Origin of the sequence: Mesorhizobium sp. M0140 (assembly GCF_040322475.1) — a bacterium.
Lineage (GTDB): Bacteria > Pseudomonadota > Alphaproteobacteria > Rhizobiales > Rhizobiaceae > Mesorhizobium.
Map to the genome: position 1 here is coordinate 13,411 of NZ_JAMYTM010000021.1, position 15,265 is coordinate 28,675.

At 59.9% G+C, this 15,265-nt stretch carries 12 protein-coding genes; 7 read left to right on the top strand and 5 right to left on the bottom strand.

Features of this window, described 5'->3' with window-relative positions:
* The first annotated feature begins 370 nt into the window (after positions 1–370).
* From NKJ37_RS20650 to NKJ37_RS20680, 7 genes are all read left to right on the top strand, one after another.
* Positions 371–1,093: a nucleotidyltransferase family protein gene (locus tag NKJ37_RS20650; protein WP_023808950.1), complete on the top strand. Its 723-nt coding sequence runs from the start codon at positions 371–373 to the stop codon at positions 1,091–1,093.
* 39 nt (positions 1,094–1,132) lie between these two features.
* On the top strand, positions 1,133–2,269 hold the full coding sequence (locus NKJ37_RS20655) for a DegT/DnrJ/EryC1/StrS family aminotransferase (protein ID WP_023808951.1): 1,137 nt from the start codon (positions 1,133–1,135) through the stop codon (positions 2,267–2,269).
* Positions 2,266–2,940 (top strand): sugar transferase, encoded by a 675-nt coding sequence (locus NKJ37_RS20660; RefSeq protein WP_023808952.1) that lies wholly within the window; start codon positions 2,266–2,268, stop codon positions 2,938–2,940. The genes NKJ37_RS20655 and NKJ37_RS20660 overlap by 4 nt, the downstream gene beginning before the upstream one ends.
* A gap of 87 nt (positions 2,941–3,027) precedes the next feature.
* Positions 3,028–4,032, top strand: coding sequence for an SDR family NAD(P)-dependent oxidoreductase (locus NKJ37_RS20665; RefSeq protein ID WP_023808953.1), 1,005 nt, complete (start codon positions 3,028–3,030; stop codon positions 4,030–4,032).
* Entirely contained in the window at positions 4,029–5,258 is a 1,230-nt protein-coding gene (locus NKJ37_RS20670) for a hypothetical protein (protein WP_352774867.1), read from the top strand. Before NKJ37_RS20665 ends, NKJ37_RS20670 begins: the two co-directional genes overlap by 4 nt.
* Positions 5,259–5,274: 16 nt before the next feature.
* On the top strand, positions 5,275–6,537 hold the full coding sequence (locus tag NKJ37_RS20675; RefSeq protein WP_023808954.1) for a polysaccharide biosynthesis/export family protein: 1,263 nt from the start codon (positions 5,275–5,277) through the stop codon (positions 6,535–6,537).
* Positions 6,538–6,600: 63 nt separating this feature from the next.
* Positions 6,601–7,344 (top strand): N5-glutamine methyltransferase family protein, encoded by a 744-nt coding sequence (locus NKJ37_RS20680; protein ID WP_050592622.1) that lies wholly within the window; start codon positions 6,601–6,603, stop codon positions 7,342–7,344.
* 60 nt (positions 7,345–7,404) lie between these two features.
* On the opposite strand, the gene NKJ37_RS20685 is transcribed toward NKJ37_RS20680, so the two are convergent.
* Genes NKJ37_RS20685 through NKJ37_RS20705 form a run of 5 tightly spaced genes read right to left on the bottom strand, consistent with a single transcriptional unit; the run spans position 7,405 to position 15,001 of the window.
* Positions 7,405–7,671 (bottom strand): acyl carrier protein, encoded by a 267-nt coding sequence (locus NKJ37_RS20685; RefSeq protein WP_013533122.1) that lies wholly within the window; start codon positions 7,669–7,671, stop codon positions 7,405–7,407.
* Between the two features lie 39 nt (positions 7,672–7,710).
* Positions 7,711–9,264, bottom strand: a complete 1,554-nt coding sequence (locus NKJ37_RS20690; protein WP_031212342.1) for a class I adenylate-forming enzyme family protein — start codon at positions 9,262–9,264, stop codon at positions 7,711–7,713.
* Entirely contained in the window at positions 9,261–11,282 is a 2,022-nt protein-coding gene (gene asnB, locus NKJ37_RS20695) for an asparagine synthase (glutamine-hydrolyzing) (RefSeq protein ID WP_023808957.1), read from the bottom strand. Before asnB ends, NKJ37_RS20690 begins: the two co-directional genes overlap by 4 nt.
* Before the next feature lie 3 nt (positions 11,283–11,285).
* Positions 11,286–12,269 carry an NAD(+) synthase gene (gene nadE, locus NKJ37_RS20700; protein ID WP_032908690.1) on the bottom strand — a complete coding sequence of 328 codons (984 nt, stop codon included), beginning with the start codon at positions 12,267–12,269 and terminating at the stop codon, positions 11,286–11,288.
* A complete protein-coding gene (locus NKJ37_RS20705; RefSeq protein ID WP_023808959.1) occupies positions 12,266–15,001 on the bottom strand; it encodes a non-ribosomal peptide synthetase in 2,736 nt (911 codons plus the stop codon). Before NKJ37_RS20705 ends, nadE begins: the two co-directional genes overlap by 4 nt.
* Between the last annotated feature and the right edge of the window lie 264 nt (positions 15,002–15,265).

Here is a 15,265-nt window from a genome sequence, read left to right on the forward strand (position 1 = left end):
CATTTCAACCTGCTAATATAGCTTACAATCGCACACATTTCAGGGCCAGATAGCAAAGTGTTTTTTTCGTACGAACGGTAGCGATGCCCTTCCGAGAAGGTCGTTACCGGCGCCGGACATGCGCACAGCAGTTGCCAATCGAGCGGCTACAGCTCCCAGCTCTGATTGACCGCCCTGCCGCGCCCATGCCCTGCCGGCTGGAATATTGAAATCAAAACGCCGGGAAAGTGCCATTCAAATGCACGACGACGCCTTCTCGGGCGCCACTTACCATCGCTGCACCCGGAGAGGCGAAACCAACACTGGCGTACCTTCCGGCCGGTGGGCTGGACCCATCACACCGCGACAGTCGTATCAATAGGAGGACGAGATGAAAGCGGTCATTCAGTGCGGTGGAATGGGAACACGCCTTCGGCCTTTCACATCCATCTTGCCCAAGCCTCTCATGCCGATCGGTGCTCGACCGGTTCTTGAATTGCTTTTGAAGTGGCTGCGACGGAACGGCATTCAGGAAGTCTACGTCACGACCGGCTATCTGGGGCACTTGATCCGCACCGTATGCGGAGACGGATCACAGTGGAATCTAAGGATACGCTATACCCAGGAGCTGGAACCTCTCGGCACTATCGGCCCGCTCTCCCTGATCAGGGAGGAACTGGACGAGCCGTTCATTGTTCTCAATGGGGACGTACTTACCGATCTCAGTCTCAGCCGGTTTGTGGCATCACACCGGACTCACACGGATCCAGTCACCATAGCCACCGCTTCCCGCGTCATCAAGATGGACTTCGGCGTCATCGACGAGATCGACAATACTGTTAAAGTATTTCGTGAAAAACCGACTCTATCTCATCTGGTAAGCATGGGTATATATTGCATGAACCCAGATGTTTTCCGTTTTATACCTGACGGTATCGCCTTCGGATTCGACGACCTCATGCTGCAGATGATGCAAAACGGCACGAATGTGCACGTCTACAAACATGATGGGCTTTGGCTGGATATCGGACGCGTTGAAGATTTTCAAAACGCACAAACCATTGCCTGGGAAGAGCAGTCCGCATCGATCGAGGTCTCGGCAGCGGCCGCTTGAGGGCCAAACGCTCGGCCGCGCCAACATGAGGAGGTCGTAATGCTCTTGGTCAGCGCTCCTATTCTTGGCTTTCCGGAAAAGGCGGCCCTGGCCAAAGTTGTCGACAGTGGGTGGCTGACGATGGGGGACCAGGTACGAGCCTTTGAAGAGGCCTTCGCGGCCGTGCATGATGCGGTCGATTGCGTCGCCGTCAGCTCTTGCACCGCCGCCCTGCATCTCATTCTCCATGCACTTGGGATCGGCCCTGGAGACGAAGTGCTGGTTCCCTCGCTGACCTTCGTGGCGACCGCGAATGCAGTGCTCTACGTAGGAGCAACACCGGTATTCGTCGACATAGAGTCGGCCGAAGTGCCACTGATGTCTCTAAGCGACGCGGAAGCCAAGTGCACCGGACGCACCAAGGCAGTCATTCTCGTCCATTTTGCCGGCTACCTCGCCGACCGGGAAGAATGGCAGAGATTTGCCCGTGTGCGAGGACTGCATATCGTCGAGGATGCCGCGCATGCTCCCGGCCTTAAGGAGGTGGGGACTTACGGTGCGGCCGCGGCCTTTAGCTTCTACGGCAACAAGAACATGACCACCGCGGAAGGCGGGGCCGTTATCGCCCGGGATGCACAGCTCCGTGAAGCGATCCGCCAGGCTCGCGGACATGGGATGACCAGTGGCACACATCAGCGGCTGAACAGCCGCACGCCGCAATACGACGTGACGATGCTCGGTTTCAATTATCGCATGGACGAATTGCGCGCCGCTATCGGCTTGGTCCAACTTCAGAACCTGCAGGAATGGAATGAAATCCGGCGCATATTGGTCGTCCTCTATCGGCGTCTGATCGCAGATTATTGCTCGGCTGTGACAGTCCCGTTCGGCAAACCGCGGACCTCGGCCTACCACATCATGCCTGTCCTCCTGCCGCATGACGTCGACCGGCAAACGGTAATCGACCATCTGCGAACGAAGGGTATACAGACCACAATCCACTATACGCCCGTGCACCAGATGACGCTTTATCGCCAGATGTTCACTGAAATCCATCTGCCGAAGACCGAGGACTTCGCGCAGCGGGAATTGACGATTCCACTACACCCGCAAATTACGGCAAGTGCGATCGAGTCGGTGGTTGTTGCGTTGGCCACGGCGATTGAAGGCAGCGGGCGGGCGGGAGCCGCGGCATGAACGCACTCGACGTGACGATGCATCGGCCCGCCGTAGCTGGCACCAGCCACGGAATTGCCAGACGCGCTATGGACATCATCCTCGCCGCAGTAGCGGGAATGGTACTCGCTCCACTGATGCTCCTGATTGCCGTTGCACTCTTTGTCGAGGGCGGTTGGCCCGTGCTTTTCGCACAGACGCGCCTGGGTGCCGGCGCAAAACCGTTTCGCATGTACAAGTTCCGCAAATTCAAGACGACAGCCGATCCTTTCGGCCTTGCGCTGACCATGAACGATGACAGCCGCATGACGCGGGTAGGCCGTTTTCTCGCGGCAACGAAACTTGATGAGCTGCCCCAACTGTGGAACGTTTTCACGGGGGACATGGCAATTGTCGGGCCGCGGCCGGAAAGCCTTGCCTTCGCCGATTGTTTCCGCGGCGGCAATGAAGCTGTCCTACAGTGGAAGCCTGGCCTGCTCGGCCCAACCCAGGTTCTCTTCCGTCACGAAGCCTGTTTTTACCCGCCCTCCCTTGATCCGCTCCTGTTTTATCGAGAGGTCCTGTTCCCGGCCAAGGCAACGATCGACCTCGCCTACTATCCGCGGCGCACCATTGCATCGGACCTCGTCTGGATAATGCGGGGCTTCAGGGCGGTTTTCGGCGTGTCCCTGCCTCCCGCGGCAAGTGGGTAGAGTTGGCAAGTGAGGAGAGTTTGGCATGAATGGATTGTTGTTCGTTCGCCAGTTTGACGGCTCACATGATCGAAGGAGTGCACGGTCGTGAACTATCACGGCAGGAAGGTCCTGGTCACGGGTGCGGATGGATTTATCGGATCCCACCTCACGGAAGCGCTGGTGCGCGAAGGTGCCGATGTCACGGCACTGGCCCTCTACAACTCGTTCGACAGCCATGGCTGGCTGGATGATTTGCCCGACCACGTTCGAAGCCAGTTGCAGTGCATTCGGGGGGACGTTCGTGACAGCGCCTTCATCAACCGGATCGTGCGCGGCCAGGCGGTGGTGTTTCATCTGGCTGCGCTGATTGCGATTCCCTATTCCTATGCGGCTGCCCAATCCTATGTGGAAACCAATGTGCTGGGTACCGTGAATGTCCTCGAAGCGGCACGCCACTGGGAAACCGAGCGCATTGTGCATACGTCCACAAGCGAGGTTTATGGCACCGCTCTGACCATGCCGATCCACGAATCCCACCCGTTGCAGGGACAATCCCCCTACTCCGCATCCAAGATCGGCGCGGACATGATGGCGGCGTCCTATGCCAGGTCCTTCGATGTGCCGGTGGTGATCCTGCGACCGTTCAATACATACGGGCCGCGCCAGAGCGAGCGGGCCATCGTGCCGACCATCATAAGGCAGGCTCTGGACGAGAACTGTTCGGCGATCATGGTCGGCGACACCAGCCCTATCCGCGACCTTACCTTTGTGGAAGACACTGCGGCGGCATTTGTGGCGGCAGGGGCGGCCAAGCTTGAATTTGGCCATGCCTACAATGCCGGCAGCCAGCGCGCCGCCAGTGTCTCGGACGTTTTGGAGTTGGTGCTCGAGTTGAGTGGCACCAGGAAACCGGTCCGCCGCGATGAAAGCCGGGTGCGGCCGCAGAACTCCGAGGTTCGTGCGTTGCTCGCCGATTCCTCAAACCTTGAAAGTAAAGTCGGATGGCGGGCACATACGAGCCTGCGTGATGGTCTGGAAAGGACCATCGAGTGGTGGCGCTCGCGCCTCAGCGAAGGCCGCGTCCGTCGTGAAATGAGCTATATGACATGACCTTTCCGCGGCTCATACCGGCTGTGCTGCTGATGGCCGCTCTGCTGGCGCTGCACACAGCCGGAAACCGGCCGAGCGGTGCGGCAGGCACGGAGCCGTCAATGGATCTGCCCGCTTACCTGAAACCTGTCACTGATCCGGCGACAGGGATCAGCTTTACTCGGATTACCCAGCCCGGAGCTCTTGGCAGCGGAATTGTCTGCGGCAAGATATATTGCAGTCACCGATACTCGAGCGCGCAAGCGTGGAATGCGGATCAGAGCCTCCTCGTCCTCATGAACGGCTGCAACGGCATGTGTTTCCTCGACGGGAAAACCTACCTCCCTTTGTTTCACCGCAACAAGTCGGGTGAGTGCGAATGGCGCCCTCGAAAGGCGGAGATGATGATCTGTGTCGACGGTCAAAAGATCTCGACTTGGGCTCCCCGCACCAATCGTGAGGACATAGTGTATGCCGCAACGAAATATCGGGATCTCGAATTCGGCCCGTCCAAGGGAAATCCTAGTCGTGACGGCAACCGCATTGCCGTACGCGCGACCCGCGATGATGGAGCTGCCGTCGTCTTCGCATACGACATCGACCGGCGTCTGAAATACCCGGACATCGATCTCGCCCAGGTTGCCGGAACGACCAGTTCCTGCACCATTTCTCCGCTTGGAGAAAACATCCTGTGTTTCCAAAACCTGGTCGACGGCACCGAGCAGCGAGCCATTTTCGCAGTCGACGGCACCCTGCGCCAGAGGTGGAAGGACCATCATCGGCCCGGCCATGGCGATTTGACTCTCGATGCGGATGGTAGCGAGATTTACGTCGGAACCAGCAAATCCGCTCCGGACGAATATCTGGTGATCAAGCGTCGGCTGTCCGATGGAAAGGTCACGTCGCTCACGAAGTACGGTGAGGCCGAGCATACGTCGCTGCGTGCTTTGGACAGGCCCGAATGGGCATTTATAAGTTACGGGGGCAATCCCGATGAGGTTCGGAGCCATCCAAACTGGGCGCCATACACGCGCGAAGTGATCGCGCTGCGTGTTGACGGTCGTCAGGAGGTCCGACGCATCGTGCAGACGCGAAACGCTCCATTTGACTATTGGAGCGAGACACATGCCTCACCGTCCCCTGATGGGTCGCAAGTGATCTGGTCGAGCAATTGGGGGGTGCCTGGTGGGCCGGTCTACGAATTCGTCGCCCGTCTCGATTGGCCGCAGCAGCCGAGCTTGAATTAAAGGGAGATTGCCATCAATGGCCTTCGTTAGCCGAATTTTCTTTGCAGCGCTTGCCGGCTGCCTGGCCCTGGATATCGCAGCCGCGGCTGAAGCGCCGGTGGCCTACAAGCTTTCCCCCGGCGACACGGTAGAGATAGGAATTGCCTCCATAGCGGAACGAACGCAACGCGCGATTGTCCAGATGGATGGCTCGATCGCGCTGCCCGAGTTCGGGATGATCCCAGTTGGCGGGTTGACGCCGGCTGAATTGCAGACGCGCATGGAAGCGGTGCTGCCAACCAAGATCGTCCACCAGCGTCTGCCTGATGGACGGGAGCAAATGATCGTCATCAAGCCGAGCGACGTCACGGCCGTGATCGCGGAGTACCGGCCGATCTACGTGACTGGCGATGTGCTGACGCCAGGGCAGCAGGCTTACCGGCCACTCATGACAGTCCGGCAGGCGATTGCGGTCGCCGGCGGTTTCAGCCTTCTGCGGTCGCGGGCAAGCCAAAGCGGACCTGATCCCGTTGATCTGCGACGCGACTACGAGTCGATCTGGGGGGATTATATCAGGGACTACTTTCATGGCGCCCGTATCCGCGCCGAACTTCAGAACCAGGCAGAATTTGACATGCAGCCGCCGCAAGGTTCGCCCCTGTCGAATGCATTGATATCGGCGGTCGCGCAGGCGGAAGCGGAGGGTCTCAGAATTTCGCTGAACAATTTTCAACAGGAGCAAAGCTATCTCGACAAGACCGCCAAGGATGCCGAGGCTGAGGTCGAGGTTCTGCTCAAGCGCGAGCAGACGGAAGCGGCCGCGGTGAAACAGGATGAGGACGATCTGGCGCGGGTCACCAAATCGTTCGAATCGGGCAACCTGACCAACAGCAGGCTCGCCGACGTCAGACGTGCCGTGCTGATGTCGTCGAGCCGGGCGCTCGAGACGTCGGTCGAACTCATGAGAACGCGACGCCAGCAGGAAGACTTCGTCAGGCAGCAGGAACGCAATGAAAATCAACGAAGGATCGGCCTTCTGAACGAGTTGAGGGACACCGACCTTCGCCTCGCCGAGACCACTGCAAGGCTCCACGCAGCCAGCCAGAAGCTTCAGCCATCAGGGGCGTCCGCTCTTCCACTGCCGGTCGCCGGCGAAACCTTCCAGGCGCGGATCACAATAACCGGCGGGGCCGGCGACGCGTCGAGAAGTCGACCGGTCGACCAGGACACTGAGGTCGCGCCTGGAGACACGATCGAGGTGAGGTTCAGCAGCGACCTGCAGAGTGCGGCGATCCAGTAGCTACGCGGACGTGAACCTAGCCGGGAACGATGAGGCTGATGCCTCGCCTCACAGCATGAAGACATGGGCGACCTGAGAAATCGAGCATGGGAAAATCAAGAAAGCGGGTTTGTCGTGATTGGTGAAATAGATGTCGCCAGCGCCTACAGCACCGGCCGCACCGACTTCATGGGACTGAAGTTGGTTGTCGCGCCCGGCGTGCTCGTCCCTCGCCCGGAGACGGAATTGCTCGGCTGCACCGCCCTCAATGTGCTGCGTGAACTTAATCGGCCGGTCCCGCGTGTCGTCGACATGTGCTGCGGGGCAGGCAATCTCGCCTGCGCCATTGGATACAAGGTCCCCACCGCGCGCGTCTGGGCGAGCGATCTCACTGACAGCTGTGTAGAAACCACGTGCCGGAACGTCGCCCATCTTGGCCTGGCCGGACGCATTTCGGTGCTGCAGGGCGACCTGTTCAATTCCTTCTCGGGTCTGGAGCTCGAAGGCACGATCGATCTGGTCGTTTGCAACCCGCCTTACATCTCCGAGAAGCGGCTCGAAAACGACCGCGCGCATTTGATGGAACTTGAACCACGTGAGGCGTTCGCTGCCGGGCCCTACGGCCTGAGCATTCACATGCGGGTGATCAAGGAGGCGCGGCGCTATCTGCGGCAAGGTGGTATGCTGCTTTTCGAGGTCGGGCTTGGCCAGGACCGGCAGGTCATGAGTTTGGTTGAACGTTCCAAAGGCTACGAGAGCATTCGCACGGTTGCGAACAATGCTGGTGAAGCCAGGGTGGTTTGTGCACGAGCCAGAACGCCAGCGTGAGCCGCGCCATGGGTTTGCGCGCTCGGTTGGGAAGACGCCCTTATTACCATCGCCCGGCGATCAGTTTTCCTTGCTCACCACGTAACGTGCAATTCCCTGGATGGAATCGAAATTCTCAGGCAGAAGTTCACTGTCCTCGACAGTGATGCCGAATGTCTCCTCGACGAAGCCGATAACTTCAAGCACTCCAGTCGAGTCTATGATGCCCTGGTCGAGCAACGACGTTTCAACCTCCAGGGCACGCGGGTCGGCCACGTAGAAATTTGACGCCAGAAAGGCGCGTATCTGATCGCTGTAGGTGTCAATTCTGTTGTTCGTGCTCAGCATTGAATTGGCCTCCGATCCAAATGATTTCCAGGTATCGCTTTATGACAGCGCTATTTTCTTGAGCTTGCCCGTGTCCGTCATCGGTAGACTGGACACAATTTGGATGGACTTCGGAATCATGAAGTTTTCCAACCGCTTCTGACATTCCATCCGCAGCTGCTTTTCGCCTATGATCGTTCCTTGCTCCATGACGACAAACGCTTTCACTGCTTGCCCCAGCAGGTCGTCGGGAACTCCGACAACCGCGGCTTCCCGTACTCCCGGGATTTCCATCAGCACGTTTTCGACTTCCCTAGGCGCCACCTTTTCTCCCCGCGATTTTATGATCTCATCGCTGCGGCCGACAAAATAGAGGTACCCTTCCTCGTCCATTCGGCAGTAGTCGCCGGTGTACAGAACCTGCTCGCCGGGCAAAGGGCCAGGCTTGAGCTTCCTCGCGGTAGCCTCCGGCTTACCCCAGTAGCCCTTCATGACCGTTGCTCCGCGGATGACCAACTGGCCGACGACATTGGGACCGACCTTTCGGTCATCCTCATCGACAATCCACATTTCGGTGTTCGGGATGGCGATCCCCACGCTCAACGGTTTTCGCGCAAGATCTTCCGGCGGAAGATAGGTGCAGCGTTTGCATTCGGTCAGGCCGTACATCGAATAGATCCGGGCATCGGCAAACAGTTCCTGGAGCAGGCGAATGTGCTTGAGCGGCAGTGCCGCAGCAGTGTTCGTGACATACCTTATGCTTGCAAAATCATTTGCCTTCAGCGTCTTGAGATCCGACAGCGCGGCAAAGATGGTCGGCACGCCGGGAAAGCCTGTAACTCTCTCCCTTTCGATGATCGCAAGTATCTGTGCGGGGAAGGCAAACGAGCGCTCGAGGACCAACCGCGCCCCGGTACGGAATGCCATTATCATCTGATAGAGGCCGTAATCGAAGGCCAGGGGCAAGACATTGAGGATCACGTCGTCTTCGCCAAGCTCGAGGTACGAGGCGATAGACGCGCAGGCTGCCATCATGTTCCTGTGTGTCAGCATCACGCCTTTGGGTTCGCCGGTCGAGCCCGACGTGTAGATGATGGCTGCGAGATCGATATCGATGCGGCGGCGGGCCGGCGCTTTGCCGTGGCCGGCAGCCGCCTCATCCCAGCGCACGGCATGCGGCAATCCCCGGAGCTCGGCGTCGTCCACCTGACCGGAGACGATGAGCCGCCGCAGCGACGGACAGTTACGCGCCGGCTCAGTAAAGATCGGCTGCAAATGTTTGTCGGTGATCAATGCCGCCGGCAGGCAATCGTTGAGCAAATACCCCAGCTTGTCGCTCTTGGTGAGCGGATTGACGACGCACACAACGGCGCTCGCCTTGAGAACCGCCCAGAAGCTGACCACGGTCTCGACGGTGTTGTCGGCGAAGATCATGACGCGGTCACCGGGGGCGACCCCGGACGTGACGAGATGATGGGCGACCGCGTTGGAACGTGTCTCAAGCTCATCATAGGCGAGCCGGTGCCCGCCGCACACCAGCGCCACCTTGTCGCCGAGCCGGCCGGCCGAATGGCTGAGGTAGTCGTGCAGCAGAGGGACGGCGCCATGCATCATACCAGCACCTCTTGCCTGTGCAGGTGATCGACATCTATCCTGAGGTCGACCGCACACCCGCTCGAAGGGCGGCTTGCGACAAACTGCTGATGGAGGAGCTGCGTCGACAGCACGCCGACCAACGCCATGTTGTCCGAGTTGGACAGATCCCCATCGCCGGTCTTGGCAGCGCATTTGTCCAGCAGGCGCGCGACCGAGTTCGGATCAAAGACATTCGCCGCGCGCAGGGCAGTCTCCGAGAGTGCTTCGCGGACATAGGCGGGTGCGCTATCGCCGATGAAGCAAAGTGCGTTGGGCGCCCGGTAGGGTTGCTTCTTGCGGGCCACGACTTCCGCGGGCACGATCGATTTCGCCACACGCTTCAGCACGTGTTTCTCATCCAGAATGCGCAGCTTGTAGTCGGCCGGTAGCGAATTCGCCAAGGCCACCAGCCTGTCGTCCAGGAACGGGAACCGCCCTTCGACGGAATGGGCCATCAGCATCCTGTCTCCCTGCGAGGAGAGCAGGTAGCCCGACATCAGCGTCCTGATCTCAAGATACTGGTCCTGCGCGAGAGGACCCCATCGTTGAAACTCTTCGGGCAGGCGGCAGAGCAGGTCCGCCACCACGTCGTGACGCGCCGTTTCGGCGTGCATGTCGGCCGAGAACAGCCGTTTGATGGCGCTGGTGGTGCGCCAGCGGGTATCATGCGCGAAGCCGGGCGCGCCAAATGCATGGATACCATGTCCAAAGAACTGGCGCGCCATCGCCTGCTGCTTGACCGGCGAGCGGCTCAGATAAGGGTAGAGGCGTTCCAGCAGTCGCGCGCGTCGGGCAGAGGCGGGCTGCCGCCCCCAGAAGCGGCGGACCTTGCCTTCCCGGAACAGGTCGTAGCCGGCGAACATCTCGTCGGCCCCTTCGCCGGTCAGCACGACCTTGATGCCATGTTCGCGCACCAGCCTCGAGAGAAGGAACAACGGCGCCGGCGCCGTCCTGAGAATCGGACGCTCGGCGTGACGGATCACATCTGGGAAGATGTCGGCGATGTCACTGCGCGAAACCATCACCTCGTGGTGCTCGCCGCCGCTCGCACTTGCAACCAGCCGCTGGTAACGGGTTTCATCATATTCGGCGTCAGCAAAACGCAACGAGAAAGTCTGGAACGGCGCGCCGGCGAAGCGCCTCCCGAGCATGGCGACAAGTGAGCTGTCGAGCCCGCCGGAAAGGTAGCAGCCGACCGGCACATCCGCCTTCACCATCCTAAGCGCCGTCGCGGCCTGCAAGGCGCCGCGCACTTCGTCCACCGCATCCTCCAGCGAGCCCCTGAAGGTGCCATGGGACAGGTCCTCGCTCTCGGGATAGCAAGGTTTCCAGAAAGCCTGCTCACGAACGCTGCCATTGTCGTAGATGCGGACATGGCCGGGGGTAAGTTCCTGTACTCCCTGAAATACGCCTTGCGGCGGTACGACGGTCCACAGCGTGAAAGTCTGGTCGACCCCCGCCGGATCGAAGGCCCGCGGTATCGCCGGGTCGGCTGCGAAGATGGCCTTAACTTCGCTGGCGAAATGCAGGCGGCCAGCGTGTTCGCACAAATGCAGCGGGCAGATGCCGAACCGGTCGCGCGACAGGACGAGGCGGCCTGTCAGCGAGTCCCAGATGGCGAGTGCCCACTGCCCGTTCAGCCGCTCGAACGCGCCCACGCCCCAGGCGCGGTAGGCATGCACGACGACCTCCGTATCGCTGCGGGTGCGGAAACGATGTCCCAGGGCTATGAGTTGGTCACGCAACTCGACGTAGTTGAAGATCTCGCCGTTGAACACGATCCAGGTGGTATTGCCTGTGTCGGCGAGAGGCTGCTGTCCGGTCGAGAGATCGATGACCGACAGGCGGGTATGCGCCAGCCCCGCTCGCTTGTCGCGGTAAAGGCCGCTTTCGTCCGGACCTCGATGGGAGAGCGCGGCTGCCATTCTCAGAAGCGCGGCTCGTGACGGAGGCTCCGCAGCCGCTTTCAGCGCCACAATTCCGGCGATGCCGCACATGGGTCAATCCCTGTCCATCGCAGCGGACAGCTGCGGCCGTGCGTGAAGGTAGCGTGCGGCGCGGCGTTTGCTGACGATATCCTTATAGACCTTCTCGACCTGCTCGGCCGTGAGGCCGGCGGCGGCGGCGACCGCGCCGGCCGAAATTCCGTGATTCATGCCGTAGAGGCACAAATCCATTAACTGATAGGGCAAGGCGAAGTAGAACTCCTCCTGGGTTTGCGCCATGGAAAACGTGTCCGTGGTCGGCGGCCTTGTTCGGACCTCCGTGTCAATCCCGAGATATTCCGCCAGCTGGTAAACCTGGGTCTTGTAGAGATGGACGATAGGCATCACATCGGCGACGCCGTCGCCCTGCTTGACGAAGAAGCCCTGGTCGTATTCGAGCCGGTTTGGCGTGCCTGCCACTGCATAGTTGAGGCGGTCCGCATGATAATATTCGGTCATCTTGCGAACCCGCTGCTTGTAGTTGGTAGCAGCGACGATCTGCAGGTAAGCCGCCGGCGACAGACGCACGGTGTCGATCTTTCCGTCCGGATCCTCGACCGTAAGGCGCGTGATATTGAGGCCGCTGCTCTCCAGCACCGATGCCATGACCAGCTTGCATTTCCAGCCTTCGCCATATCCAGGGACGGCAGTTCGGATGGCCTCGATCTGTCGGGCGTAGGCGCCAATGCCTTCGAGCGCCGGCTCGATATCTTCAAGGATGGTGTCGATGCCAAGCTGCCCAGCGACGCTGCGGCCAAGCCTCAACGAGTCGCCTGACGAATCGCGCTCCGGCATGAACAGGCCCAGTACCTTGTACTTTCCGAACGCCCGTGCGCACACCGTTGCGACGACCGAACTGTCGATGCCTCCGGAGAGCCCGACGACCACTCCGCGACGCCGTTGTGTGCCGAGAACCTGTTCGCGCAAAGTCTCGACGATGCGATCGATCTCCAGCCGGGCATCGAGCGCCAGCACATCGCTGCTGAATTCGCCGATCAGGTCGATGACACTGCCTCCTGTTTGCGTGACTCGATTGAAGAGTAGGTCTCGGTCACAGCGTTTTCGATGAGTGGGCGATTGACGGTCAGATGAGGCTCCACGACCATGTCGATGTGGGTGCCGGCGATCGGAATGACGTCCAGATGGACGAATGCCCGATCCCACCCGAGTGCAAGGGGCATTCCGGGCCGCGCGCAACGGAACAAGGTGCCGGTGATCGGCAGTATCGGCCTAGGTTCTGTCAGCCATTGGAAGAAGGCCCGCGCCCGCAGAACCTCCTGCAGTTCCAGTTTGGTTCTGAAGCTCGTCGGATTGAACTGACCCTCGGCATAGCGGTCGAGGAAGCCGGCAAGCCGGGATTCGCAGTGCATTTTGACCGCGACCTTGGCAAGCGCGCGACACGCCACCCGACTAGCCGATATACGATTGGTTCGGATCCGGTGAAATGTCCGGGTAATGGTCTCCCAACGCTTGCTGCGCTCGCCAACCAGGCTGGTATCCAGAATGCCCGTGAACGCTACCGCTCGCCCTTGATCAAGCAGACGCGCGGCAACCTCAAAAGCGACCGCTCCTCCGAGCGAGTGGCCAAGCAGGCGAACACAGCCGGTCGGCTGCACGCGGTTGATATGATCAATTGCAGCTTCGACCATTGCGGCGACAGTGTTCTGACCTTGCAGGATCATGCCCAGGGCCGGATATCTGATGGGAGACACCCTGGCGACCTTGCTTATTGCTGATGCGAACGAAGCAAGGCTCGGACCATAGCCGACCGACCCGGGGAAAAGGAAAAGCAGCGGAGGCTCGTGTTTCCAGGCGGGCGCGTGCTCTCCGCCTCCTTGAGCGGAAATGACCGCTGCAACCATCTCATCGAAGCTCATTCCAACCGTGAAGGCTTCCAATCCGAGCTCTTGCCCGATCGCGCTTTCGATTTCCATCACGCAATGCAGCAGCTTCAGCGAATCTCCCCCCGCTTCATCCCAGCACCCCAGTGCGACCCGCGTTTTAAGGACCTTGGTCCAGGCACGCCGTACGATCTGATGAGCAGGAACTTCATTTCCCGCATGGGCGATTTGCGGTGGGGGCGTTGTTTCCCGCACCGAAAGGTCGATTGCAGCCAGCATTGCCATATCGATCTTTCCGCTGGCCAGCCGCGGTATCTCGGCGCTTGCATGGAGCCGCAGCGGGCAAAGCGCCGGCGGCAATTTTGTCCTGGCAAATTGGCGCAGCTCGTCGCAAAAACTGACTCCCGCCCTGCCGTGCGGTACGGCGAACGCAACCAGTTCATTCGCCGGGGTGACGATAACCACGGCATCCTTCACCGACGGCGCGCCACGCAGAACCCGTTCGAGTTCGGCCGGCTCAACGCGCCGCCCATTGACCTTTATCTGGCGCCCTTTGCGACCGATGATCCGCAACAGGCCATCACTCCCAATTTGCACAAGATCGCCCGTTGCAAAGATACGAAGCGTCTGGTCGGCGGGATCTATTTCAAACGGAACAACTGCCCCGTTTTCCCAATATCCGAGTGCGACATACGGGCTTCTGATCAACAGTTCTCCGATCTTGCCGGGCTGAACCGGGTAACCCTCTTCATCGACAATTGCGAAGCTGATTCCCGGAAGCAGCCAACCGACGGGAGCTGAGGAATCGAATTCCGGCCAATCGTGCGGCAAGAACCACTGCGATCCAGTCGTTTCCGTCGATGAATAGCCGATCTGCACCAGGCAAGTTGGCGGGACAGCCTTGCGCACCAGGCGGATGTCGGCCGAGGACACCTTCTCGCCTCCAATTCGGGCAACCCTGAGTGAACCAAAGGCGTCCGCGGGCTCATCCGCCAGGAGAGCGCGAAGCAATGCCGGCACCAGATACGTGATCGTCACGCCTTCCGATTGCATGCGGCCGCGAACCGAGCGCAGGCCGACGGCTTCGACCTCCACAAGCTGCAACGTAGCACCCGTAAGAAGAGCAGCAAGGATTTCCCGGCAACCGGCGATGGTTGCCGGGCCGGTCAGGGGCAGGAAAACATCCTGCGCATTGATGTGGCAGGCGTCGACATATTGCTGCACTCGGCACAGCAAGCTCCGCTGGCTGTTGACAATCCCCTTGGGGCGGCCCGTGCTGCCGGAGGTATAAAGCACCATTGCCGGTGCATCGACAGAAACGGTACGGTGTTCAGCTGGACGAAGCGTTGCCTGCAACGATTGCGCTATCTCGATCCGGGCAACGTGCTGGGGCAGATCAAGGCCATGGATGCCTTTGTCGCCAATTATGGCGGAGAGCCTCGCGTCGGCGACGATTTCGTTGATGCGCGAGTCCGGATCTCGCACGTTAAGCGGTACTGACGGTCGACCGGATGCCATGCTGGCCAGCATCGCAACTGTGTACCAGACCGAGTTGGCCTGAAGTATTCCAACCGCATTTCCGTCGGGAACGACGGCTTCAATCCGGCTGGCCAAGGCCTCGACCGCCCGAAAAAGCTCGGAATAGGTCAGTCGGTTGGTGCCGTCGCTGGCGGCTAATTTTTCGGAATAATGCCCGGCGATTTCCCTCAGGTGATCAAAGACCGGAATGTCGACGAAGCCAGTTCCCATCCGTTGATGCAGACGTAGAACGGGCCCGCCCTCGTCAAGAGCATGATCGGGAACTTTTGACCATCGACAAGAGACCACCGGTTGGTAGTCAGTCTGCACCGTTCGAATCGCCCTCGAAGATTCTAAATGCGCCAGAGACATAAGGGCCCCACGCTAGGATTGTTGCCGCTTATCGCCCCGCGGCATGATCTTTTCATCAATCATTCGGATGATGCGCCAGGCGGTCTTGATCGCTTGAATCGTTCGAAGTTGAGCATGCAAGCCTGCGCCCGCCCGGGCTGTGGGACTACCTTACCGAGGTGTCGGGCTGTGCGCTGCTGTCCGCTTCGCCGGCGCCTGAAACGAAGCAATATGCGAATACTTCTCCTCCAAGCTCATCCGTGACACGAACCCAGTTGTTTTCCC